Raw genomic sequence first — 25,485 nt, forward strand, 5'->3', positions numbered from 1 at the left:
CATTACCCTTTTTTAGTAAAATACGTCCATATGCCATAACCGGTTAATTGATAATTTCTTAAAAGAATCTGTCTAATTGTTTTCTTAGGGACAATCAACCCACACCATTCAAATACCAGATTCGTAGTCACTTTCAGACCAGGAAACAGCAACATCAATTCTTCGACGCTCCCCACAACTGCTGATTCAACAGATTCCTCCAAACCACTATCCCGACAAACAATTCTATTGCCCCGTAAAAATGTAGAAAGCTTATGAGATGCGGAACTAATGATTCCTTTTTGTAACCCCTCATAGGTATAAGCGGGATAGTTTGAATAAGGGTAATCTCCTATATCAAGCGAAATTAACAGATTGGCGAGATTCTCATGGCCTTTTGTTAATGTGGAAAATTCCGTATTCAGTTTTTTCAAAAAGCGATTAAGTTTTGTTGGAAGAATAACAGAATCATTGGGAGGAGCTTGATATAAAGTAAAATCGGGGTTGATATAAACTAGATAGGCTTCAATGTGGAAATTTAAATTATATTGTTGCAGTAACTGGCGAAACAGTGATTCACAACGTTGCAACTGGATTAAAGGATCATCTATTTCTTTCCCAGCCATAGTCTTAAGTTTCTTAGATTCATAAATATATTCGCCTTCGAAATTTTTCACATCAATAAGATAGATTGTTTTTTGATAGATAAGCACTGTGTCAATTTGAAAATACTTGTTGCCAAGTTTGAGCAGCAAACCATTGATGATATAACATTGATTTTGAAGCTTTACAGTTAATCCATCGAACTTTACTTCACCCTCAAAGCCCTTTTCTGCAGCATAATAATTCCTTTTTTCTTGCTCTGACAGGAACATACGTGCATTTATAGACCTCATCTTGCGTAATTCCTCTGGTATCTGTCGAGATTTTTTAAGCATAAGCCACCGTCCTTTATTCTATACTAAAATTAATTTTACAGAAAATTCATGTCAACTCTCCTCAGAATATATGAAAATTATGTTAACATTTGTAAAAATAAAAGATATTAAACCATCCCCGAAAAAAGTAAAATAATAGTAGTTAACCAAAAGAGAGGTGCGCGTGATGATTATTGTTACCACGGATTACATCCCCGGCAAGGAAATTAAAGAGTTAATCGGGTTTGTGAAGGGCAGTACGGTTCAGTCAAAGCATATTGGCAAGGATTTATTAGCTGGGTTGAAGACGATTGTCGGCGGGGAGATAAGGGAATATACGGACATGTTAAATGAGGCTAGACAAAAAGCGATTGACCGTATGGTTGACGAGGCGCGGGATTCAGGTGCTAATGCCATTGTCGGGATGAGACTGCAGTCAAGCTCGGTCATGCAGGGGGCGTCTGAAATAATTGCCTATGGTACTGCGGTATGGGCCGAGTAATGATTAAAGTTTCTGAAATTTGGGAATTGACATCTAAATTGGCGAGTGATAATCTAACAAAAGAAGAAAAAAGGAAATGGAGGGTTACGAAATGACTATTTTAAACAGAGTGCATATCACAACTAAATATTCTGACGTAACCTGTCCGCAAAAGTATCTTTTTAGTTGAATATACAAACAACACAGGTTGCGTGATCTTTGACTCGTAATCTGTGTTTTTTTGTCTCTATTTTTAAAAAGGGGCATACTGCACAATACTGCGGTATGCCTTATTTTTGTCCCAAAAAAGGAGGAACGAAAATGTTATTGTTTATGGAAATCTGGATCGCACACAATGAAGGTGATTTCGAAGGCGGCTAGCAGACATACAAAAGGGGGAAGACATCAATGTTTTCGGTATTAAAAAAATTAAGCTGGTTTTTTAAAGAAAATTGGCAGCGTTATACAGTTGCCATATTCATATTAGTATTCGTTGGAATTTTAGAGGTGATCCCGCCAAAATTAATCGGGATAGCGATTGATGATATTCATGTCGGCGGCATGACCAAATCAAAGATTTTCCAATACCTGGGCATATTGCTGGGCATCATGGTTTCAACCTATGGGATTACCTATGTTTGGCAATATAAATTATTTGGCGGCGCGTTTCTGATAGAGCGAAAACTCCGCTCACGGTTCATGAACCATTTGTTAAAAATGACTCCGGGCTTTTATGAAAAAAATCGGACTGGTGACTTAATGGCCCGTGCCACCAACGATTTAAAGGCTGTTTCGATGACGGCAGGTTTCGGCATTTTGACACTGGTGGATTCCAGCGTTTGGATGCTGACATTGCTGTTGACGATGGGGTTTCTCATCAGTTGGAAGCTGACACTGGCGGCAATTATCCCGCTGCCGATTATGGCCGTTTTAATGCAAATTTACGGAAAAAAAATCCATGCCCGTTTTATGGAGGCACAGGATGCATTCGGTGAGCTGAATGACCGTGTTCTTGAGTCGATTGCCGGAGTTAGAGTGGTCCGCGCTTATGTTCAGGAGAAAGCAGATATGCAACGGTTCCATAAGCTCACTGAGGATGTTTATCAAAAAAACATTCAAGTTGCAAAAATCGACTCCTTATTTGATCCGACTATAAAAATTCTGGTCGGCATCAGTTATCTAATCGGCCTGGGGTATGGAGCCTATCTTGTGTTCCATCAAGTGATAACTTTGGGAGGTCTTGTTTCCTTTAATGTGTATCTGGGGATGCTGATTTGGCCGATGTTTGCTGTCGGAGAATTGATCAATGTAATGCAGCGTGGGAACGCTTCATTAGACCGGGTCAATGAAACCTTGGCGTATGAGGCGGACGTGAAGAGCCCTCCAGAGCCAGTTCAGGTACCCACGCCTGAAAACATTACCTTTCAAAGGGTAACGTTCCGTTATCCCTCCTCGAAAAGTGATAATCTGCAAAATGTGAATGTGAAGCTTCACCAAGGAGAAACCCTAGGTATCGTCGGCAAGACCGGAAGCGGCAAAACGACCTTCATTAAGCAATTATTGAGGCAATACCCGCTTGGTGAAGGGAAACTGTCGATTGCCGATGTCTCGCTGGACCAGCAAAGCCTGGAACAAGTCCGCAGATGGATCGGCTATGTCCCGCAGGATCATATGCTTTTTTCAAGGAGTGTGAAAGAAAATATTCTATTTGGCTGCAAGGATGCTACCGAGGACGATCTGCAAACAGCTATCGATCTTGCGGCATTCCGAAAAGACTTGGAAATGCTTCCGGAAGGGCTGGAAACGCTTGTCGGCGAAAAAGGGGTTGCTCTTTCCGGAGGACAAAAGCAAAGAATCTCCATTGCGCGAGCCTTAATAAAAAATCCAGAAATTCTGATTCTCGATGATTCCTTATCTGCGGTGGATGCTAAAACCGAGAAACAAATTATCGATAATATCCGTGAGGTGCGGAAAGGAAAAACTACCATTATTACTACCCACCGAATGTCAGCGGTTCAACATGCTGATCACATCATGGTCCTAGATGACGGCCGGATTGTTGAGGAAGGCACACACGAACAACTCCTTGAACAGGGAGGCTGGTATCAGGAGCAATTTTTGCGCCAGCAAGTCGAAAATAAAGAGGGGGTAACGGCATGACCACCGGAAGACGGTTATTAAACTACGCATTAGCCTATAAAAAATTGATTATAGCCGCATTGGTTATGCTGACCATCTCTGTTGTAACCGATTTGGCCGGCCCGTTTATCGCCAAAAGCGTGATTGACCAGCACATATTAGGAATCGAATCGACCTGGTATGAAACAGCCAAGAGCCAAAAAGCGGTTCATTTTAACGGAAAGTATTATAAACGGGAAAAGTACCTGTCAGAGATCGACCAAAAAGGGAAGCAAGTCAGTATCCTGCAAGTAGGAACGAAATTTGTGTTTATTGATGATGGTATTCAATTTGATGGAAAGCGAAGCATAAAAAATGAAACACTGATCATTAAAAAGGGCTCGGAACAAGCGGAATATAAGGCTCGAATCCTTAAAGGGCCAGAACTGCTCGCTTTTTATCAGCCAGAAATTCCCGGTATTCTCAAACTATTGGCTATCTATTTTGGCTTATTGGTGGTTTCGGCGATCTTCCAATTTGGCGAACGATTTGTTTTGAAAAAATCGGCAAACCGGATCATTCAGAAAATGCGCGAGGATGTATTCGGCCAGATTCAACGGCTGCCGATCCAGTATTTTGACAATTTGCCGGCCGGAAAGGTGGTCGCAAGGATTACCAATGACACGGAGGCAATTCGCGAGCTCTATGTTACTGTATTGGCAACCTTTTTTACCAGTGTCATTTATATCACCGGTATCTATGCAGCTTTGTTTATTTTAAATGCCAAATTAGCGGCGATTTGCTTGCTGCTGTTGCCGCTTTTGTATCTCTGGATGATTATTTACCGAAAATATGCCTCCAAATATAATCGAATCATCCGTTCACGTAACAGTGAAATTAATGCGATGATCAATGAATCGATTCAAGGGATGAGCATCATTCAGGCATTTAATCGCGAGAAACAGTCGAAGGAAGAGTTTGAAAATCTCAACCATGGTCATTTTAAATACCAGAATAAATTGTTAAACTTGAATGCCTTAACAGGGCACAACCTTGTAGGGATTCTCAGAAACTTGGTCTTTGTCGCGTTTATATGGTATTTCGGGGCTCAGGCGCTTCTCCCAGCTAACGTGATCTCACTGGGTATACTTTATGCTTTTGTTGACTATATTAACCGCTTGTTTCAACCGGTTCAGGGCATTGTGAACCAGTTAGCCAACCTTGAACAGGCCCTGGTCGCCGGTGAACGGGTGTTTACACTGATGGATGAAGCAGGGGAAGACGTCAGCGAAGAGCGGATTCCAAGAATTAAAGGCAATGTCGCGTTTGAAAATGTCTCTTTTGGGTATAAAGAAGGCGAATATGTTCTTAACAATATCAATTTCCAAGCAAAGCCAGGAGAAACCATCGCCTTGGTTGGCCATACTGGTTCCGGGAAAAGCTCGATTATGAATTTGCTGTTCCGGTTTTACGATTGCCAACAGGGAAAAATCCTCATTGATGGCAAGGATATTAAAAGCTATCCGAGGCAAACGATTCGCGATCACATGGGGATCGTACTCCAGGACCCTTATTTGTTCACCGGTAGTATTGCCTCAAATGTGAGTCTCGATGATCCTTGGATAACCCGTGAAAAGGTGGAAAAGGCACTGAAGGATGTCGGTGCGGAGAAAGTATTTAAGCATTTGGAAAATGGTTTTGATGAACCGGTGATTGAAAAGGGCAGCACGTTATCAAGCGGGCAGCGTCAATTGATTTCGTTTGCCCGAGCGCTTGCCTTTAATCCAGCTATACTGATTCTTGATGAAGCGACCTCAAGCATTGATACAGAGACTGAAGCACTGATTCAAGAAGCGATGGATGTGTTAATGAAAGGCAGAACTACATTTATCATTGCCCACCGGTTATCGACAATCCGCAATGCCCACCAAATTCTTGTGCTAGACCGGGGGAGTATTGTAGAAATGGGAAATCATGATGAATTGATGGCGGCCAAGGGAAAATATTATCAGATGTATCAGCTGCAGCAGGGCGGGCATGGCCTCGCCGGTTAGAAAACGAAATGGGAACCCTTTACTCTAGGGTTCTTTTTCTTGTTGTTCACAAATTGTTCACTTCATTAAGTGTAAAGTGTTATTTTTATCACTGCGAAACAAAAGGGGCGGTGTTATGGTAAAAATGTTTACCAAAATTTTTTCAATGGGGTGGGAAAAACATGACTGATTATTCAGTGGTCCTTATCATCGGCAGTATCTTAATTCTTTCCTATTATATCGGCTATACCATTATTAAAGCTTAAGCTGCAGACAAAGTGTCTGCAGTTTTTTTCTTCTCATATGTTATGGTAATATGTGGATATAATGATAATCTACAAGAAGGTGGTATCCATATGGAGAATTACCGTATTGAAAAAGACACGCTTGGTGAGATTCGTGTTCCGTACGATAAATTTTGGGGGGCACAAACGCAGCGGAGCAAGGAAAATTTTAAAATTGGCAGTGAAGTAATGCCAATAGAGCTGATCTACGGTTTGGTGTACGTAAAAAAAGCGGCTGCAATGGTCAACTTCCGGTTAAAAAAGTTAAGCGAAACAAAAATGAATGCGATCACAAAAGTATGTGATGATATACTATCCGGAAAGTATGATCAACATTTTCCCCTGTCTGTTTGGCAGACTGGCAGCGGGACGCAATCAAATATGAACGTCAATGAGGTAATCGCCAATCGGGCAAATGAGTGGCTGTCTGCACAAAATCAAATGGAACGGATTCATCCAAATGATGATGTCAACATGTCGCAAAGCTCAAATGATACATTCCCGACAGCGATGCACATTGCCGGATACAAAAAATTGACCGAACAGCTTCTTCCTGCAATTAAGGAGCTAAAGAATACATTGCTTGAAAAGGAAAAAGATTTTTCGCAAATCGTGAAAATCGGAAGAACTCACCTCCAGGATGCAACACCATTGACACTAGGACAAGAGATTAGTGGCTGGAGTTATATGCTTGAGAAAAATGAGAAGATGATATCGGCTGCAAGTGATTACATGCTGGACCTTGCCATAGGGGGGACAGCTGTTGGAACAGGAATCAATGCAGGTCCGCAATTTGCAATAGAAGCGGCTAACCAGATTGCAGAGCTGACCGGTTTTCCATTCCGGCCGTCAGAAAATAAATTCCATGCGTTGATGAGCCACGATGAAATTGTGCTTATCCATGGAGCGTTAAAGGCGCTGGCGGCCGACTTGATGAAAATCGCCAACGACATCCGGTGGCTTGCCAGTGGACCTAGAAGCGGGATTGGGGAATTGACAATCCCCGCAAATGAACCGGGCAGTTCGATTATGCCGGGAAAAGTAAACCCAACCCAAAGTGAAGCATTAACTATGGTGGCCTGCCAGGTATTTGGCAATGATGCGACGATTGGATTCGCAGCAAGCCAAGGGAATTTTGAATTAAATGTGTTTAAGCCGGTGATTATTTACAATTTGATTCAAACGATTGGCCTCCTGACGGATGGGATTCACTCTTTTAATGAAAAATGCGCAGTGGGAATAGAGGCGAATTTGGAAGTCATCAAGCAGCATGTAGACCGCTCATTAATGCTAGTAACCGCATTAAATCCTTATATTGGCTACGAAAAAGCGGCGGAAATCGCCAAGCTCGCTTTTAACGAAAATCGCACCTTAAAAGAAGCTGCGCTTAAAACCGGGTATGTGACAGCAGACCAATTTGATGAATGGATTAAACCTGAAAACATGGTATAACCACAAGGAAAGCCCCCTCTGACTAGAGAGGGGGCTTTAAGCCATATTATTAATTTGTTTCAATCAGTTTTACTTTAAATTAGCGTTGGAAACCGCCGCCAAGTTGAGATTCAGCCATTGCAACAAGACGCTTAGTGATCTCTCCTCCGACAGATCCGTTAGCACGTGAAGTTGTGTCTGCACCAAGATTTACACCGAATTCTTGAGCAATCTCATACTTCATTTGATCAAGTGCTTGTTGTACTCCTGGTACTAAAAGTTGGTTAGAGTTGTTGTTACTTGCCATAGTTGAATAACACTCCTCTTAGTTAGTTTGGGGTTAGTATGGAGTTGAACCATATTGGAAAGCCACCTTGGCCTAACCCACGTTTATAGCTGAGTAAAAATTGGTTGGTTGGATGAACCGGAGTTGCACCGGTTAGAACCCTAGTCTGGCTTCATCCATCGATGAAATTTGTTGAGCTTGAGTTGTAATTGCTTGGTTGTTAATCATTATTATGACTAAATTCCAAAGGCTTATTCGAATTTTTATATGGAAATTTATCCCTTGTCATAGGGGGGATAAACTAACGCAAACTATGGATAAATCATAATTTAAAGGGTGAACTGAATGTCAATATGCCCGGTTTGCAACGGCCTGAGGGAAGTATTTTTATTGTGTACAAATTGCGGGGAAGCGATGATGGAAAGCGGCAGGTTAATTGATTATTTTGATGATTACAGTCCGTATATGGAAATTGATTTAATGAAACTGGAGGATGGCTATCCCGACACCCATTCTGGGCATAAATGTCCGCATCTATACAGCTGTCCGGCCTGTCATCACGACGATATCATTTTTATTAAAGAATAGGAGGCCGACATTTTGTCAGCCTCCTTTTGATAAAATTATTTATCTGATTGCGGGCGAACGCGAAGTTCAGTTTCACTGTCAAAGAAGTGTGCTTTATTTAAATCGAAGGCAAGCTCCAATGTGTCGCCTGGCTTTACATCGGCACGTGAATCAAGTCGTGCAACAAAATCTTGGTCATCAAGACTGGAGTAAATCATTAATTCGGCTCCTGTTAATTCGGCAACATCGATGTTGACCTTAACTTTTGTTCCGGCAGAAGCATCAATAAACACAGGCTCATCATGAATATCCTCAGGGCGGATTCCAAGAACCATGTTTTTACCGACATAGCCTTGTTCACGAAGATATTTCATTTTTCCTTCAGGGACGGAAATCACGGTTTTACCAATGATAAATTTGCCATCTTCCAATTTCCCGTTAAAGAAGTTCATAGCCGGGGAACCGATAAAGCCGCCGACAAATACGTTTTCCGGCTTTTCGTAGACTTCTTTTGGCGAGCCTACTTGCTGAATGATACCGTCCTTCATTACAACTAGGCGGGTTGCCATTGTCATCGCTTCTGTTTGGTCGTGTGTTACATAGATAGTCGTTGTGTCTAAGCGGCGGTGAAGTTTAGCAATTTCTGCACGCATTTGCACGCGAAGCTTGGCATCAAGGTTAGATAATGGCTCGTCCATTAAGAATACCTTGGCATCACGGACAATCGCACGTCCCAATGCAACACGCTGGCGCTGACCGCCGGAAAGGGCCTTTGGCTTTCTTGTTAAATAGGCTTCAAGTCCAAGAATTTTCGCTGCTTCTTTTACGCGCTGGTCAATTTCATCTTTAGGGAATTTGCGAAGCTTTAAGCCGAATGCCATGTTATCATAAACAGTCATATGCGGATATAAGGCATAGTTTTGGAATACCATCGCGATATCGCGATCTTTTGGTGCCACATCGTTTACGCGTTTGCCATCAATAAAGAAATCCCCTTTTGAGATTTCTTCAAGACCAGCAATCATTCTCAAAGTTGTCGATTTACCGCAGCCTGATGGGCCGACAAACACGATAAATTCTTTATCTTGAATGTGTAAATTAAAGTCCTTAACGGCAGTTACTTTGTTATCGTAAATTTTATAAATATGATCTAATTTTAACTCAGCCATTTGGAAAGCCTCCTTGTTTTATCTAACATCTTCAGTTTACAAGGAATAGTGAAAAATTCGTATGGACAGGATGCACAAAAAATGAAAGCGCTCTATTGGGCAGTTTGTCATTGTTGTGTATGTTCAAACAGCTGGCAGGCAAGAAAAACCGTAAATGCCCCGTAAAAATCCTTTAAGCCAATTCCGGTTCTCTCGGTGAACTTATCAAGCCGGTATTGCAGTGTATTACGGTGAATGTACAATTTTTTGGCAGTCGTACTGGCATTTAAATTATTTTCGAGAAACACCTTAATCGTGGTATACAGTTCGGGATCCCCCGCAAACAACTCAAAAATCTCGTGTGGTATTTGGCCTGCCAATTGCTTCGGCAAATGGGCGGCCAAATATGCAGGAAAAATGCGTTCATAGGTAAACAATCTTGAATTATTTCCTAAATTTCTAACCGCAAAGGCAAAGTATTCCCGTTCCTTCTTATAAATACTAGGGAGCATTTCAGTAAGAGGATATAGCTTTCCAACGTAGAATGAAATTTTTACATAAAAATCGCTTTCCAATGTTTCCGACATCGAAATTAACTCACCATCTGAAAGGGAGATTTGTTTTTTGCCTTCAATGACGACCCCGTTTTTCCGGCTTTCCCAAAAAATGATGGTGTCCTCGGTGAAAAATCCTTTTAAGGCATCCTCAATTTCAGGCTGGTTAATATCATGGCCGTTGATTTGAAACTGAACGAAGCGATATTCATGATCGGACGGATTGCTTGGAGGCGGTCCGTCAAACAATAAAAATTCATGCCATTTTCCAGAGGCGGTATTGCCTACTGTAGGTTGAAAGTCAATCAATTGGTACAGCGTTTTAAGGACGAGTAATTCCTGCTCGCTAATTTCTGTTTTTGGGATGCCAATCCACTCGTGAGCGGCTTCATCAAAAAATACGTATTGATGCTGTGGTTCCTGTTTTGGACGTTCAGCCAGCATAACGGAATTACTAAATAATGACAATAGCTTTTTTAACATAATTCATTTCCCCAGTCTGTTGTATATCATCCATTATAACAAACATAAAAAAAGCCGGGTCATGGTGACTCGGCGAATTAATCTGCTTGATAGGGTGGCTCTTCCTCTGGAAGCTGCCGTGCATGTTCAATATTGACGGCATCGTGGCGCGCATGTACGGAACCACCAGACAATCCTTCATTAATCATTCTGTCGATATCCACATATGCTTTGTCTCTACCTTCATAGTTGGAACCTTCATTGGTCATTTTTTCGCTTTTCTTGTTCAAACCCATCGATCCTTTCAGAAAATCTTTCCTTAGTTAGTTTATGACTAGGAGCAATTTTCATTCAAAAGGGGACAGCTATTTACTCATAAACATGATAAAGCATTAACTCATGAATCTGACTCTTTAGCGCTTCAATTTCCTCTTGTTCGGGAGTATTCGAGGTCCATTCAATTTTGCCGGTTTGGTGGTAAACCCCTGTAAACCTTTGTTTTTTATGATAAAAGGAAAAATTCCAGCCGGGAATATTTTTGTTCTCGAATAATGGCTTAAATTGAAAGTGCATGATCATTGTCAGAATCTCCCTTCGGCAATCTTGTTTACTCTTTAAGAGTAACCTGTTTTGCTAGAGATTTAAATAGGTTTTTTTGCAAGCTGGAGGAATAACTGGCATAGTTGGTCAATTTTCCGCTCTTCAATTTCCGGCTCATTAAAGCTCATCGGTTTTGAATTTACTTCAAAAATATAATAGTGCCCAGTTGTGCTTACAGCGGCATCAATCGAAAATTCACCAAAATAGCCGAATTGCTCCGATAAAGCAGTTCCAATAGGAGAGACAATGCTGTGGATAAAATGATCATGGGCAGAGGTTTGCACTCTCTCATATGGGAGCATTCTGCCTCCCGAGGGGATATGGGTGGTGATATCCTGTTCCTGTGATTGCCTGATGCCGATGCCAGTCACTTTATATTTTTCTTTGTCAGCATGGGCGAGGATTCGGAAATCGTACCGAAAGCCATCAATCTGTGACGATTGGATTTCTTGCTGGGCCAAATAATTTTTTTTAAGCAGCAGTTCGCGCCATTCCTCCCAAAAATGCTGGAAAGATGGATACGTTTGTGATGTATCTTTATCTTGCAATGTCAGCCTGTTGTCTGAATCAATCCTTAAGCGGAAGATTCCTTTACCTTTGGAGGAATTGGCCGGTTTCAAATAGATCCTTTTATATCCCGTTAAAAATGAGTGCAGTTCGTCCTCCGCCGTAACCAACAGCGACTCTGGCAGGTACTTCTTCAGGAACGGATGCTTCTTTAACAGCTGATATAATTCAAATTTATCAATAAAAGATGGATTGAAAAACGGGATATTTTTTTCTTTTAATAAAGAAAAAAAATGTTGGCTCTCATCCTGTTGCTCTGTTTTTCGAAAGGGAATTCGGTTATAAACGACATCAGGGTAGGGGAATCTATCCCTCATCCAGCGACTTTGCTCAGGATCAAATATATAGCCGTCAATCATGTCTTTGCCGGTATCCTCATAGGTAAACACAAAGCTTATTCCATTAAGTGAAATAAGCCTCTTTTGCAATTTAATAAATAATTCGCTGTTGCCTATTATTGTTCCATCAGACCTTCGTGCTGCCATAATTCCGATGACCGGATGGGGGAGGGAGCTGTTCATTTGAACAGTTCCTCCGGATGCATTAATGACTGTTCAGTTAAAAATACTGCATAGGCGAGCGATAATTTTCGCGTAAGAAAATCAAATTGTTGCAATTTCGGGTGGGTGAATATCGACCTGCCTGGTTTGGAGTTTGCTTCAAACAGCCAAACATCGCCGTTCTTGTCGATGCCCAAATCAAAGCCAATTTCGCCGATAATTCCGGAAATATTCCGTTCTAACGCCTGGCTTAAGGTAAGGGCGGCTTGGGAGAGTTTTTTTGTGTATAGTTCGCATTCATCATTTGGAAATATCTCCGCAATCGTTTTTATTTCTCCGCCGTTTCGTTTATGCGTGGTTACGGAGCCCTGTCCGGCGATTTTTGCGGCAATCGCTGACACCTGCCAATTTCCCGACTCGTCCTTATTGGTGTGAACGCGAAAATCCACGGCACGCTGATTGGTGCGAATAAGATGAATGCCTTGCTGAACCACCATGTTTTCAAGCGATTGATTGGGGAATACCCATTTAAATAATTTTTCCAAGGTTGAAAACTTACGTAACCGGTTGACTTCATCTCGATCTTGGTAGCGGCAATAGTAATATCCCGAATTTCGGTCATAAAGAATTTGGTGAATTCCGAGCCCAAGACTGCCATTCTTTGGCTTGATATAAACATGACCATATTTGGCGAGCATGGTTTCGATTTTTGAAAAAGAAGTAAATGGATGAGTCTCGGGAAGATAATTCTCGACTGACCCTTCCTGTAACAGTCGTTCGTAAATGTCAAGCTTATTAAAAAATCCAGGATTGTACCATGGAATGAGATAGTCCTTCTGCAGCCGCTGCTTGACCCTGGTTAATTTCCGGCTGTTTTCACTTTTGCGGTTGGGCAGTCGGTCATAAATCACATTCGGAAATGGAACTTCGATGCTCTGCCAGGTTTGCTGATGATAAAAAATTCCCTCGATGACCCCTTGCTCCCAATCGATATGCTGTTCACCAAAAATAAACACACAGGCCCCGACATTTTTACCTACCGACAAAAGCTTGGAAAAAAACGCGGTTCGCTCTCCAATCGGTTGTTCGGGAAGCTGTGTAAAACCGGCTGTGAAAATGCCAACAAGCGGCCCGATATAGAGTACCCCATTCTCGATAAATGCATGGAGCGGCTGCCTTAAATTCGGAAACTGGAGAACTTTTTGGATAGGTTTGCTAATGACAATCCGGTTATGGCTGTCAGGGTGGGGCCGAAAATCCACTTCCATTGATTTTGATCCAAAAGCAATTTTGTTCAATACCTTATCCTCCATTAATGAAGGAGGACAAAAAACAATTAATTGGTCGTTTGGGGCTACCTCAATGAGATAACGTTTTCGCATGATCGTACTTCCTTTCTTTTGAATCTGTCTGGGAAAGGAGTTTTGCGTAAAGCAGGGGCGCCCGGAACAGGATATCTTTCAAATTTGGACGAGTTTGCAACAGGACCTTCCGGCCAGGCTTTGAATTGATATCGAGTATCCAAATCGAGCCATTTTTGGCGATGCCGATATCCACCCCAATCTCAAATAATGGCAGAAATCTGTTCTCAAGCAGCTGTGGCAGTTCCCTAAGGATGTATTGTAGCTCCTGTTTAATATATTCACCCTTCGCAGGAGGAATCGCAGCCGCCCATTCGGCATACGTCATCACTGCCCCCCCGGCACTTAAGTTGGAGAGTATTCCTCCGGTTGTCCCGACCCGGATTCCTCTGCCCCTCTCTCCCCAAACGCCCTTGTCATTTTTTTGCATCAGAATTCGAATATCAAATGGTTGCGAGTCCTGATTGGACAATTCAAGGTATGGCTGCATAAGGTATTGATGCCTGCGGAACAGTGACTGCAGCCATTGAGTTAACTTTGCTTCATTGGGGAAGATTCGCGATATGATTTTTAGTTGTTTTTCCGTTTTGACATGAAAGGTTTTGTCACTTTTTCGTAAATAGTAAATCCCGTAGCCTTGTGAGCCGTTGACTGGCTTTAAGATGATTCTTTTGCCTGCATGTAGTTCTTTTAAAACCACTCCCGGACCAGGTACGGATTGTGTCTGGGGCAAGTAGGCAGACAATACTGTGTCTTTTAAGGCATCATACAACTCCAGCTTATTTGGCAGTCCGTATCCCAAAAAATTAATATCCTTTTTGGATTTTAGCCATGAGACAATTGGCAGGCATTGTTTCGAGTGCTCGTCATCTCCGTAAAAGCATCGGTCATACAGAAGGTTAGGTATCGGAAACTCGGCATCAAACCAGGCTTGGGAACGATGATCGAACCTTTTTCCCTTAACCTGGAGAGTATGCGGGTTGATTTCGGAGGGGATAAAGCGGAAGCATTCCACTCCGAGAGATTCCCCGAGCTTCGCGATTTCAGTTATATAGGAAGCTTCACTTTCTAAGGAAAGCGACATTATTCCAAAGGCTGTCATTTTTTAATCCTCCTTTTCTGTCATCGAATCAAATGCAAGCATGGTGCAAAGTTCGATAATGGCTGTGGCGGATGGCCTGATTTTTCCTGGTTCATCCTCGAAAAGCTTTGAAGGTTTCGAGTTGACTTCTATCAGCCAAGGATTCCCGGCAAGATCCACACCAATATCGATGCCGAGTTCCCCGGTGAGTCCTGACCCGGTCATGCTGACACTCTCGGCAATTGTCAGTGAAAGTTCTTTGATTCGCACAAGTGCTTTAGACGCTTGTTTATTATCTAGTACAGCTCGCAAGGCCCTGAGCGGTTTCATGCTCGTGCCGCCCCTGGCCAAATTAGCAACAAATTCTTCATCCGCTCCAATCCTGGCGATGGTGGACGTGACCACCCACCTATGATTAATATTCTTATGGCACAAGACTCTAAAATCAACGGGCTTAGTATCAAGGGTTAAAAATGGAATCCCTTGCTGGATGATATAAATGCGGTTTCTAAGCAAGGTTAGGATGACTTGATAAAGTTCCGAAAGCGGGTAATGGTTCGCCGAATTTTCTGGCTTATGATGTAAGGAGGATTGTATTGAAAATAGGCCATCTTGCACCCGGGTTATTTTTATGATGTTTCGTCCTTGGCTGCCATGGACGGGTTTTATAAACACAGTTTCATAGGTTTGCACAAAGTCATAAAGGTTTTCCTTTGAAAAAATTTTTGTCTCCGGGAGTGCCGATAGCAGCTGCTTCCCTTCGCTTAGCCGCTGGTAAACATCCCATTTGGACAGAAAGCGATCATTAAAAAGCGGAATCGCCAGTTGTTCCAGCTGGTTGCGAAACTTCTTGAATGAAGGGCTGTGTTCAAGTTTGCGGGAATGAATTCGATTATAAATGACATCAGGTAATGGAAGTAATGCTTCATGCCAAGCCCCATTTTGAAAATAATAACCATGTATCGGAAATCGATCATGCCGAAACACATAAAAAAACCCGCCTCTTTCCTGAATTCCATGGTGAAGTTCTTCGCAAAACGCATGGATGGACCGGAAGTTTGGCTGTCCCTGCCCGGGTTCCGGAAAATCTGTCACTAATCCGATTATTGGACCGATCTGCAGGGTGTTAATGTCTTGCTTGTAGACTGCTTGAAACTTATGACTATTGAGCGGGAGGCTAAATTTTATGAAGATATTTTCAGAGACTAATATTTCGTTTCCAGCGTTATCAGTCAATTGAATATCTGCAGTTACTACTGTTTTTCCACATATCAGTTTTATTGCTTCGGTTTGGTTCAGTTGTAGTTGTTGATGCAATTCAGACGATAGTTGGATGAAGCGGTCCTTCGTATTTGTGGGTTTCCTGGCAGCAACCGTTACAGGAATTAATGAAAAAGCCATAATCACTCCTCATTTAATTCATTTTCTGGGCATTTGTATAGTATATTATGTAGTAGCAATTCCGTTGGTGATTTGAACATTCTCGCATTTGGATGAATAGTTTGTTATAGTTGTAAGGAATTGTGACCAAAAGGAGTGGACCCAAATGGCAGTTAATTTATATGATTCAGCTTATGCGCTTGAAACCGCCATCCGTCAAAGTGATGAGTACCGGGAGCTAAAGCAGGCATATCAAGAAGTCAATGCCGACCCCACGGCCAAGCAAATGTTTGACCAGTTTCGGCAAATGCAATTGAACTTGCAGCAAAAGCAAATGATGGGACAAAATATTTCCGAGCAAGAGGTACAACAGGCCCAGGCAACTGTTGGTATGGTCCAGCAGAACCCAAAGATTGCGAACCTTATGCAGGCTGAGCAGAAGATGAGCATGATCATCGGCGAATTAAACCAGGTCATTATGAAACCATTAGAAGAGCTTTATGGCCAATTTTAAGATGTATTTTTAGGCTTTCGGGTACGTACCCCGGGGCCTTTTTTCTTTTGACGAAGGTTAAGAAATGGTTTGCTTGGTGGGCAATTTTCCATCAGTTTTACATGCTTTGTTCTATAAATGGCTGAAAACTCATAAAAGTTATATAAGGGTAATTTCACCAAGAACAGGGGGCAACATGATGATCTATCGCTTACTGGCGTTAAATATTGATGGGACATTGCTGCAATCAAATGGCAGAATCCATAAATCCTCAAAGGAAGCCATTGAATATGTCCGGCAAAAAGGAATATATGTTACGCTTGTTACATCCCGCAGCTTTGCTTCAGCCCGCAAAGTGGCCAGGGCCTTGAACATAAAAGCTCCACTCGTAACACAGCAGGGATCGTATATTGCAAATGCAGAGGGAAAACTAAATTATGCTAACCGGATTAATCAGGACATCACCTATGATACAATCCGGTTTCTTGAGGGATTGCCATGTCAAATCCGCCTTGTGCATGAGGATTACTCCGTTGCAAATAAGCAAAAGCTTCGCAGCAACCTCTTGTCTAGAACCGTATTTACCTCTGGAGACCCGATGTTTTATACGCAGCAATTTGTATCTTCTGTCAGCGAATACTTACATGAACATCCTATGACACCGCCAAAGATTGAGGTTTATTTTGAAAATAAAAACGATCTGGAGGATGCAAAAAAAGCGCTGGAGGGCATGTATACCGAAATTGATATGATCAGGCTCGACCCGTTACGGATTGATATTGTTGCATCAGGCGTTTCCAAGCTGACAGGCTTGGCATACCTCGGCAGTCAACTGGGATTCAAGCTTCAAGAAATGGTCTATATTGGCGACAGCATTGACGATATCCCATTGATCGAAGCTGCCGGACTTGGCGTATCGATGTGGAACGCCCCATTTGAGGTGAAACGGGCCTCGGACTGGGTAACTAGATCACAAAACGAGCACGGTGTAGCCTATATGGTAAAAGAACACTTCCGCAAACAGCAGCCAATTGAATTTCTGCGGAAGATGAAGATAATTAAACAGTAACTCGAAAATAAGCGTAGGAAGATATCAATTTAAACTTGCAAAGGATACCAGCAGAACCTGCTAATGGTATCCTTTTTTGCTTGTGAATAATTTCCACTATATTGACCTTATTTTTTTGATTATGTACACTTAAGTAAGTTTATTTTGAAAGGTGATTTACTTGAAAATTTCAATCATAGGATTAGAGGATGAAAGATTCAATCGGCCGCTTCAGCTGATTGCCAATTTGTTTTTTGAAGAGTCACAGATCCTGTCAGCTGATGCCACAGATGCTGATTTATTGATAAAATTTGATCTGAAGGTTGACGAAAAGATTTCTGTTACAGCAGAATTAACGGCCAATGAAGGCAAAGCAGTTTCTGCTGATTACCAAACGGAATTAAATCTGACAGATTCAGAGAAAGAGCGGTTTACACAAATCAAAAATGCCGTTTCCCATGTTTATTTAACTGTTTTACAGGACTGGACAGGCATGACGCAAAAATGGGGAATTCTCACCGGAGTTCGGCCAACCAAGCTGCTTCATAAGAAATTGCAGGAGGGTATTCCCTTGGTGACGGCGCATCGGCAATTGAAGGATGACTATTTAATTACCGATGAAAAAATTAAGCTGATGCAGCAAATCATCGACCGGCAGCTTGCAGTTGTCCCCGATCTTTATTCATTAAGGCGGGAAGTCAGCATCTATATCGGCATCCCGTTCTGCCCGACCAAATGTGCTTATTGCACCTTTCCGGCCTATGCGATTAATGGGCGCCAAGGATCGGTTGATTCCTTCTTGGGCGGCCTTCACTATGAGATGCGGAAAATTGGCCAATGGCTGAAGGAAAAGGGTGTTCGAATTACTACCGTTTATTACGGAGGTGGCACTCCGACTAGCATTACCGCGGAAGAAATGGATATGCTCTATGAGGAAATGTACCAATCGTTTCCTGATGTAAATAAAATCCGAGAAATCACGGTTGAAGCCGGTCGTCCGGATACGATTACGCCTGAAAAATTAGAGGTTTTGAAGAAGTGGAAGATTGACCGGATCAGCATTAATCCACAGTCATATACCCAAGAAACGTTGAAGGCGATTGGCCGCCATCACACCGTTACTGAAACAATCGAAAAATACCATTTGGCGCGTGAAATGGGTATGAACAATATCAATATGGATTTGATTATCGGCCTTCCAGGGGAAGGGATGGAGGAATTTACTCATTCTCTGGCAGAAACAGAAAAGCTGATGCCGGAATCGTTAACGGTTCATACCTTATCGTTCAAGCGCGCTTCGGAAATGACGAAGAACAAAAAAAAATACAAGGTTGCTGACCGTGCTGAGGTTGAAAATATGATGGAGTCGGCCCAGAATTGGACGGCAGAACACGGCTATGTCCCGTATTATTTATACCGCCAGAAAAATATCCTTGGCAATCTTGAAAACGTTGGCTACTCACTGCCAAATCAAGAAAGTATTTATAACATCATGATCATGGAGGAGCAGCAGACCATTATCGGGCTTGGGTGCGGTGCCTCTAGTAAGTTTATTGATCCATTGACCGGAAAGATTACGCACTTTGCCAATCCAAAGGATCCAAAGTCTTATAACGATGGTTTTGAGGCTTATACAGATGAAAAAATAAAAATTTTAGAAGAGTTATTCGCTGAAAAAGGTTCTCCTGCATAAGTGCTGGGGGCCTTTTTTATGTAGAATATTCCATTCTTAATAAAGGATAATTTTTGAAAATGTCGAATATTTAAAGGAAACCAATTCATAGAATGCTATGGATTTTAAACGCTTTCAAAACTGGAGGGGGAATAGTTTTATGATGGTAACACCTTTAACGATGACGCAAATGCTGGAACGGGCTGAGCGATATTTTCCGAAGAAGCAGGTTGTTTCACGAACGGAGAGCGGGATCCAGCGCTTCACTTACAAACAAATTGGCGAACGGACCAGAAGGCTTTCTGATGCATTAACAAAACTGGGCGTTGAAAAAGGGGACCGGGTCGGAACGTTGGCTTGGAATCACCACCGCCATTTAGAGGCCTATTTTGGAATTCCTTGTATCGGCGCAGTCCTGCATACAATCAACATCCGGCTTTCACCGCAACATATTAGCTATATTATCAATCACGCCGAAGATAAAGTACTCCTAGTAGATTCCGACATCCTTCCATTGCTTGAAAAATCCGCATCAGAATTAAAGACTGTAAAAGCTTTTATCATCATGACAGACAAAAAAGAACTCCCTGAAACAACACTTGCACCCGTATATCATTATGAGGATTTGCTGGCCGAAGCAAACCCGAATTTCCAATACCCAAATGACATTAACGAAACTGACCCTGCTGGAATGTGCTATACTTCCGCCACAACGGGAAATCCAAAAGGGGTAGTTTATTCCCATCGGGGCATTTTCCTGCACAGCATGGCGTTTGGCTTGGCTGACACGGCGGCCATCAGTGAAAATGATATTGCCATGACGGTTGTTCCGATGTTCCATGCCAATGCCTGGGGAATGCCATTTGCCGGCGTATGGTTTGGCGCCACACTGGTTTTGCCTGGTCCATATTTTACGCCGAAACTATTGGCTGAATTAATCCAGCAGGAAAAAGTAACGATCACCGGCGGTGTGCCGACGATTTGGCTGGGACTGTTGAAAGAGCTTGAGGAAGGCTCGTATGATATGAGCAGCCTGCGTGGAATCCTATGCGGCGGATCTGCAGCACCAAAGGGCATGATAAAGGCGTTTGAACAAAAATATAATGTTCCATTTATGCATGCCTATGGCATGACGGAAACGAGCCCGTTAGCCGTGTTCTCAAAATTAAAAAGCTACCAAGAAGAGCTGGATTATGAGGAAAAGCTGGAAATTAGGGCAAAGCAGGGTGTACTCGTTCCTGGTCTTGAAATGAAAATCGTCGGCAAGGATGGCGAAGTGGCTTGGGACGGCAAGGAAATGGGCGAATTGTGCTTAAGGGGTTCGTGGATTGCCTCTGAATATTATAAAGATGAGCGGACGCTTGATGCGTTCCATGATGGCTGGCTTCATACAGGTGACGTCGTTACGATTGACGAAGAGGGCTTTATCAAGATTGTTGACCGCACAAAAGACCTAATCAAGAGCGGCGGCGAATGGATTTCGTCGGTCGATTTGGAAAATGCGCTGATGGCCCACGAGGCTGTGTTTGAAGCGGCTGTGGTAGCCGTTCCGCATGAAAAATGGCAGGAACGCCCTGTTGGCTGTGTTGTGTTGAAAGATGCATACAAAGGTAAAGTCACCAAAGATGATTTATTGGAATTTTTGGCTCCGCAATTCGCCAAATGGTGGATTCCTGACGATATTCTTTTCTTTGAGGAAATCCCTAAGACTTCAGTAGGGAAGTTTTTAAAGATGGCACTTCGCGATCAGGTTCAGAAAGAGGTCAGTCAAAAAGGGTAAATCAATCAGGACAAGGGGAAAATCCGCCCTTTGTCCTTTTTATGTGAAAAAATTCAATATATTTAGAGAGTTTACTTTTTTTATTGAAATTTATCTATATAATGGAATTGAACAAAGTATATGGGAGGGGATCGCCATGTCGTTAAGTTTTATGACAGATAAGGTGGCATTAACCATAAGTGGCCGCGTCGCAACGCTGGAAATGAACCGGCCTGAAGCGCTCAATGCCATGGATGTGGACATGATTAGAGGACTTGTCGGAAAACTGAAGGAACTCAGCGAATCGGATGCGATTGATATTGTTGTGTTGACAGGAAAAGGTAGGGCTTTTTCCGCAGGCGGCGATATTAAAACAATGCTTTCCAACATGAATGAGAAGGATTTCTTCCCGGTCATGGACTGCATCAGCGAGTTAATTATTACGCTTTATAGCCTGTCTAAACTTACCATTAGTGTAGTCTCCGGGGCGGCTGCAGGCCTTGGGTTCAGTCTGGCCCTGGCCACTGACTATATTATCGCAGACAAATCTAGCAAACTGGCTATGAACTTTATCGGAATCGGTCTCATTCCTGATGGCGGGGCGCATTTCTTTTTGGAAAAAAGACTGGGTGAAACAAAGGCGAAGCAGGTTATTTGGGATGGAAAAATGATGACTGCCGAGGAAGCGCTTGCAATTGGTCTTATCCAGGAAGTGGCCGATGGTGACCTCCAAGAGGCGGTACATACAAGAATAACAGATTGGCTGAATCGGCCAGTCCAGGCGATGATCAAGACGAAAAAGATTTTGGCAGAAAAAAATCGCCCGCAACTATTGAAAATACTAGAATTAGAGAAATTTGGCCAGCAAAAAATGCGTGAAACGGAAGACCATAAGGAAGGCATCAAAGCGTTTCTCGAAAAAAGAAGGCCAAATTTTAATGGAAGATAAAAAAAGAAGCCGTTGCGGCTTCTTTTTTTAAGGATGAAACAGAAGAAGTTTCCCCGCTGGAGACGTGCAGCGGTGTGTTTTATCAAGCAAATTTTTCTCCGCTAACAGCTGTTCCCCTTGCTTCTTTGCGGCTTCATCGTTTTCTGCCTGGAAGGCTTCATCCAAAATCTTTTCCCCATTTGCTTCAAATGCAGTTAACTTATACGTTTTCATTCCCATACCCCTTTTATAAATTTCTCCCTATTGATATTTTTGCATAATTTTTCAAATAGTGCAAAAAGAAAACGCAAAACTGCAATATGGTATAATTGTGTCGGGTAGGAAAGGAGTGGCAAAAATGGTATTAAAATTAAAACATGTCACCAAACGGTTTGGTCCATTTACAGCTGTAGACGATTTGTCGTTAACGATTCCGGAAAAAGAAATGTTCGGCTTTCTCGGCGCAAACGGGGCCGGAAAAACAACAACGTTTAGAATGATTTTAGGCCTTCTTGATGCCAGCGCGGGAAGTATCACTTGGGACGGAAACCCGCTGAATTATTCTACTAGTCACCTTGTCGGTTATCTGCCAGAGGAGCGGGGGCTCTATCCCAAACTCAAGGTGCGAGAACAGATTGTCTATCTGGCCAGATTGAGGGGAATGCAAAAAGCCGACGCATTAAAAGAACTAAAGATATGGCTGGAGAAGTTTAAAGTTCCCGAATACGAAAATAAGCGGGTCGAGGAGCTTTCGAAAGGGAACCAGCAGAAAATCCAATTCATTGCTGCCGTCATCCATAAGCCAAAGCTGTTAATTTTGGATGAACCTTTTAGCGGACTGGACCCGGTCAATGTTGAAATGTTAAAAGAAGCGGTTCTGGCATTAAAAGAGAACGGAACCACGATTGTTTTTTCAAGCCACCAAATGCATCACGTTGAGGAAATGTGTGAGCATTTATGCATTTTACATAAAGGCAGACCGGTTGTATATGGCGCATTAAAAGAAATTAAACGTGCGTTTGGGAAAAAGAACCTGATCATTCATGCCGATTTCTCATTGGATTTTTTAAAGGACTTTCCTGGTGTTGTCAAAACAAAAACGACAACAGAGGGAGCCGAATTGCAAATTGAAGGGGAAAGAGTGGCAGAGAGCATTCTTAAGGAAATTGTCGGGAAGGGATTCATCCGGAAATTTGCCCTTGAAGAGCCGTCTTTAAACGATATATTTATAGAGAAAGTAGGCGATTCCTATGAATAGCTTCTGGATTATCTTACTTCACACTTATCTAAACAAATTAAAGAGCAAGTCGTTCATTGTCACGACATTGATGACGGTTGTCATTGTCATGGGGCTGACCAACATTCAAAATATCATCGATTTATTTGATAAAAATGGCGGGAAGGATCGTATTGCCGTTCTTGATGAAACCGGGCAGCTTTATCAACCTTTGAAGCAGCAAATGAAGGCAACTAACAATGATATCAAACTTACACAATATAAAGGAACCGAAAAAGAGGCTGAAAAAGCGGTAGAAGAAGGCAAATACAATGGCCTCATCCTGTTAAGCTTTAATGATGAACAACTGCCGGAAGCCACTTATAAGGCAATGAGTATTGCTGATTCCAGCCTGTTCTCCGATCTGCAAATAGGCTTGCAACAGGTTAAAACCATGCTTGCTGCTTCAAAAATTAATTTAACTCCGGAACAGCTGCAAAAGCTTTATGAACCGGTTGCGTTTGACAAGATAGCGCTTGAGAAAGATGCCAAAACGGAAGAAGAATTGAATCAGGCCAGAGGCCTCGTCTATGTACTTTTATTTGTCATTTATTTTTCCGTTATTATGTACGCCAGTATGATTGCAACGGAAGTCGCAACCGAGAAATCATCGAGGGTAATGGAGATTTTGATTTCCAGTGTTTCGCCAATTAAGCAGATGTTTGCCAAGATTATCGGGATTGGACTCCTGAGCATGACACAATTTGCGGTATTCCTGATTGTCGGTTATTACTCGCTTACGAGCAACATGGATTCGTTAAAGGACGGTTTCTTTGGGGTATATGGATTCGGCAGCATTCCAACCGCAACGATTGTCTATGCAGTTATTTTCTTTATCCTTGGCTATTTTCTCTATGCCACGCTTGCCGCATTCTTGGGGTCGCTCGTCAGCCGGATCGAGGATGTGCAGCAGATGATTACCCCAATGACCTTGCTGATCGTTGGCGGATTTATGATTGCGATGTTTGGCCTTGGCAAGCCTGATGCAGCGTTTATTACGGCCACTTCTTATATTCCCTTCTTTACACCAATGATTATGTTTCTTCGTGTCGGGATGTTGACCATCCCAGTTTGGGAAGCTGTCTTGGGGATTGCCATTTTAGTAGCCACAATAGTTGCATTGGCTATATTTGGTGCAAGGGTATACAGGGGCGGCGTATTAATGTACGGCAGGTCCAACTCCTTTAAAGATATTAAACAGGCGTTAGAATTGACGAAAAACGAATAGTTGTTGTGAGCTTTACCATTTTTGGTAAAGCTTTTTAACTATCTTTATACAGAACGTGCATTCGCATTTTGGGCATGATACAATGATAAAAAAACAGTGAGGAAAAATTATGAAAAAAATATCGTTTATTCATGGGGCCGATTTGCACTTGGACAGCCCGATGGTGGGGTTAAGGCATTTGCCGCAAGCCATTTTTACGAGGGCCAAAGAGAGCACCTTTACGGCATTAAAAAAACTTACCGCGACGGCAATTGAGCGAAAAGTCGATTTTGTTATTCTTGCCGGGGATTTGTTTGACGGCGAGGACCGAAGCTTGCGCGCTCAGTCACGCTTTCGGGCGGAAATGCAAAAGCTGGCACAGCATCAAATTCCGGTCTATGTGATTCACGGCAACCATGACCATTTAAACGGCTCTTGGGTTCATCTTGATTTGCCGGAAAATGTTCATGTATTTGGCAGCAAGGTGGAAAGAATGGCGCTGGTAACGAACAGTGGTGTGACCGTCCATCTTTATGGCTTTAGCTACCCGACCCGTCATGTGTATGAGCGGAAAATCGATGAATATGGCAAATCCGGAGAAGCTGATTTTCACATCGGCATACTCCATGGCAATGAAAGTTCCGGAACCGAGCATGATAACTATGCTCCATTCATCGTGAAGGACCTATTAGAAAAAAACTTTGATTACTGGGCTTTGGGCCACATTCATAAGCGGTCAGTTTTATCCGATAACCCTCCGATTATTTATCCTGGAAATATCCAAGGAAGAAACAAAAAGGAAATCGGTGCGAAAGGGGTTTATCATGTTTCGCTTAATGAACTCGGGGCAGAATTCTCCTTTGTGGATTGTGCGGATATTGTCTGGGAGGACGTCGAGATCGACGCGGCAAAGGCGGAAAACTTCAATGATATCCTTGGCTTATGCCAATCTGCCATCCATTCTTGTCAAAAAAGTAACGCAGGCACGTTCCTATCACTAAAACTGACTAATATTCACTTGGATGATGATCGAGAAAAAAGAACGTTGAATGGGGAGCTATTGGATCTCCTATTGGATGATGTACAAAGTGAGGATTCGTTTGTCTGGATTGTCGATATCACATTTTCAGAAAGAAAGCTTCTCGATAAAGAGCTGTTAATTCAGGAAGCCAATTTTTACGGTGAGCTGTTCGAGACCATCGAGCATTTTGAAAATACGGGCAATGCTTTGGCACCCTTGTACGAGCACCGCCTGGGAAAAAAATATTTATCCCATTTATCAACTGCCGAACAGCGCGAATTAATCGGGCGGACTGAAAAACTATTAATTCAATATCTTTATGATTGAAGGGA

Annotated in this window: 24 protein-coding genes; 13 read left to right on the top strand and 11 right to left on the bottom strand. The window is 42.5% G+C overall.

Annotation, left to right across the window (positions count from 1 at the left end; genetic code table 11):
• Positions 1–2: 2 nt before the first annotated feature.
• Positions 3–917 (bottom strand): nuclease-related domain-containing protein, encoded by a 915-nt coding sequence (locus tag AR334_RS20495; RefSeq protein WP_082693046.1) that lies wholly within the window; start codon positions 915–917, stop codon positions 3–5.
• Positions 918–1,083: 166 nt separating this feature from the next.
• Here AR334_RS20495 and AR334_RS20500 point away from each other — a divergent pair, with 166 nt between their 5' ends.
• The 4 genes from AR334_RS20500 (at position 1,084) to fumC (ending at position 7,264) form a co-directional block, all read left to right on the top strand.
• On the top strand, positions 1,084–1,398 hold the full coding sequence (locus tag AR334_RS20500; RefSeq protein WP_066316687.1) for a YbjQ family protein: 315 nt from the start codon (positions 1,084–1,086) through the stop codon (positions 1,396–1,398).
• A 387-nt stretch (positions 1,399–1,785) separates the two neighbouring features.
• Complete coding sequence (locus tag AR334_RS20505; RefSeq protein ID WP_066316693.1) at positions 1,786–3,537, top strand: ABC transporter ATP-binding protein; 1,752 nt, start codon at positions 1,786–1,788, stop codon at positions 3,535–3,537.
• Positions 3,534–5,549 carry an ABC transporter ATP-binding protein gene (locus AR334_RS20510; RefSeq protein ID WP_066316695.1) on the top strand — a complete coding sequence of 672 codons (2,016 nt, stop codon included), beginning with the start codon at positions 3,534–3,536 and terminating at the stop codon, positions 5,547–5,549. Before AR334_RS20505 ends, AR334_RS20510 begins: the two co-directional genes overlap by 4 nt.
• A 335-nt stretch (positions 5,550–5,884) precedes the next feature.
• Positions 5,885–7,264, top strand: coding sequence for a class II fumarate hydratase (gene fumC, locus AR334_RS20515; RefSeq protein ID WP_066316700.1), 1,380 nt, complete (start codon positions 5,885–5,887; stop codon positions 7,262–7,264).
• Between the two features lie 79 nt (positions 7,265–7,343).
• Here the strand turns inward: fumC and AR334_RS20520 are convergent, their stop codons facing one another.
• Positions 7,344–7,550, bottom strand: coding sequence for an alpha/beta-type small acid-soluble spore protein (locus AR334_RS20520; protein ID WP_066316702.1), 207 nt, complete (start codon positions 7,548–7,550; stop codon positions 7,344–7,346).
• Positions 7,551–7,874: 324 nt separating this feature from the next.
• Here AR334_RS20520 and AR334_RS20525 point away from each other — a divergent pair, with 324 nt between their 5' ends.
• Positions 7,875–8,117, top strand: coding sequence for a hypothetical protein (locus AR334_RS20525; protein WP_066316705.1), 243 nt, complete (start codon positions 7,875–7,877; stop codon positions 8,115–8,117).
• A gap of 35 nt (positions 8,118–8,152) precedes the next feature.
• Here the strand turns inward: AR334_RS20525 and AR334_RS20530 are convergent, their stop codons facing one another.
• The 8 genes from AR334_RS20530 to AR334_RS20565 form a co-directional block, all read right to left on the bottom strand.
• Positions 8,153–9,265 carry an ABC transporter ATP-binding protein gene (locus AR334_RS20530; RefSeq protein WP_066316706.1) on the bottom strand — a complete coding sequence of 371 codons (1,113 nt, stop codon included), beginning with the start codon at positions 9,263–9,265 and terminating at the stop codon, positions 8,153–8,155.
• A 107-nt stretch (positions 9,266–9,372) separates the two neighbouring features.
• Complete coding sequence (locus AR334_RS20535) at positions 9,373–10,281, bottom strand: CdaR family transcriptional regulator (RefSeq protein ID WP_066316707.1); 909 nt, start codon at positions 10,279–10,281, stop codon at positions 9,373–9,375.
• A 77-nt stretch (positions 10,282–10,358) separates the two neighbouring features.
• The gene (locus AR334_RS20540) at positions 10,359–10,556 is read right to left on the bottom strand and encodes a hypothetical protein (protein ID WP_066316708.1); all 198 of its coding nucleotides are present in this window, start codon (positions 10,554–10,556) and stop codon (positions 10,359–10,361) included.
• A 73-nt stretch (positions 10,557–10,629) separates the two neighbouring features.
• A complete protein-coding gene (locus AR334_RS20545; RefSeq protein WP_066316710.1) occupies positions 10,630–10,839 on the bottom strand; it encodes a YheE family protein in 210 nt (69 codons plus the stop codon).
• Positions 10,840–10,901: 62 nt separating this feature from the next.
• Positions 10,902–11,948: a YheC/YheD family protein gene (locus AR334_RS20550; RefSeq protein ID WP_066316711.1), complete on the bottom strand. Its 1,047-nt coding sequence runs from the start codon at positions 11,946–11,948 to the stop codon at positions 10,902–10,904.
• Positions 11,945–13,309: a YheC/YheD family protein gene (locus AR334_RS20555; RefSeq protein ID WP_066316713.1), complete on the bottom strand. Its 1,365-nt coding sequence runs from the start codon at positions 13,307–13,309 to the stop codon at positions 11,945–11,947. The genes AR334_RS20550 and AR334_RS20555 overlap by 4 nt, the downstream gene beginning before the upstream one ends.
• The gene (locus AR334_RS20560) at positions 13,287–14,390 is read right to left on the bottom strand and encodes a YheC/YheD family protein (RefSeq protein ID WP_066316717.1); all 1,104 of its coding nucleotides are present in this window, start codon (positions 14,388–14,390) and stop codon (positions 13,287–13,289) included. Before AR334_RS20560 ends, AR334_RS20555 begins: the two co-directional genes overlap by 23 nt.
• Before the next feature lie 3 nt (positions 14,391–14,393).
• Positions 14,394–15,770: a YheC/YheD family protein gene (locus AR334_RS20565; protein ID WP_066316719.1), complete on the bottom strand. Its 1,377-nt coding sequence runs from the start codon at positions 15,768–15,770 to the stop codon at positions 14,394–14,396.
• A gap of 145 nt (positions 15,771–15,915) precedes the next feature.
• On the opposite strand from AR334_RS20565, the gene AR334_RS20570 reads away from it, so the two are divergent.
• From AR334_RS20570 to AR334_RS20590, 5 genes are all read left to right on the top strand, one after another.
• Positions 15,916–16,263: a YlbF family regulator gene (locus AR334_RS20570; RefSeq protein WP_066316727.1), complete on the top strand. Its 348-nt coding sequence runs from the start codon at positions 15,916–15,918 to the stop codon at positions 16,261–16,263.
• A 178-nt stretch (positions 16,264–16,441) separates the two neighbouring features.
• Positions 16,442–17,311 (top strand): Cof-type HAD-IIB family hydrolase, encoded by an 870-nt coding sequence (locus AR334_RS20575; protein WP_066316729.1) that lies wholly within the window; start codon positions 16,442–16,444, stop codon positions 17,309–17,311.
• A 160-nt stretch (positions 17,312–17,471) separates the two neighbouring features.
• Positions 17,472–18,983, top strand: a complete 1,512-nt coding sequence (locus AR334_RS20580) for a coproporphyrinogen III oxidase (RefSeq protein ID WP_066316735.1) — start codon at positions 17,472–17,474, stop codon at positions 18,981–18,983.
• Between the two features lie 139 nt (positions 18,984–19,122).
• Positions 19,123–20,742, top strand: a complete 1,620-nt coding sequence (locus AR334_RS20585) for a long-chain fatty acid--CoA ligase (protein WP_066316739.1) — start codon at positions 19,123–19,125, stop codon at positions 20,740–20,742.
• Between the two features lie 136 nt (positions 20,743–20,878).
• Positions 20,879–21,670, top strand: coding sequence for an enoyl-CoA hydratase (locus tag AR334_RS20590; RefSeq protein ID WP_066316744.1), 792 nt, complete (start codon positions 20,879–20,881; stop codon positions 21,668–21,670).
• Between the two features lie 27 nt (positions 21,671–21,697).
• Here the strand turns inward: AR334_RS20590 and AR334_RS20595 are convergent, their stop codons facing one another.
• Positions 21,698–21,883 (bottom strand): YhzD family protein, encoded by a 186-nt coding sequence (locus tag AR334_RS20595; protein ID WP_066316750.1) that lies wholly within the window; start codon positions 21,881–21,883, stop codon positions 21,698–21,700.
• A 124-nt stretch (positions 21,884–22,007) separates the two neighbouring features.
• Between AR334_RS20595 and AR334_RS20600 the strand changes: the two genes are divergently transcribed.
• The 3 genes from AR334_RS20600 (at position 22,008) to AR334_RS20610 (ending at position 25,480) form a co-directional block, all read left to right on the top strand.
• Positions 22,008–22,907, top strand: coding sequence for an ABC transporter ATP-binding protein (locus AR334_RS20600; RefSeq protein WP_066316752.1), 900 nt, complete (start codon positions 22,008–22,010; stop codon positions 22,905–22,907).
• Entirely contained in the window at positions 22,900–24,153 is a 1,254-nt protein-coding gene (locus AR334_RS20605; protein WP_066316757.1) for an ABC transporter permease, read from the top strand. The genes AR334_RS20600 and AR334_RS20605 overlap by 8 nt, the downstream gene beginning before the upstream one ends.
• 109 nt (positions 24,154–24,262) lie before the next feature.
• Positions 24,263–25,480 carry a DNA repair exonuclease gene (locus tag AR334_RS20610; RefSeq protein ID WP_066316762.1) on the top strand — a complete coding sequence of 406 codons (1,218 nt, stop codon included), beginning with the start codon at positions 24,263–24,265 and terminating at the stop codon, positions 25,478–25,480.
• Positions 25,481–25,485: the final 5 nt, after the last annotated feature.

Origin of the sequence: Bacillus sp. FJAT-29814 (genome assembly GCF_001510715.1) — a bacterium.
In the GTDB taxonomy this organism is placed as follows: domain Bacteria; phylum Bacillota; class Bacilli; order Bacillales; family Cytobacillaceae; genus Neobacillus.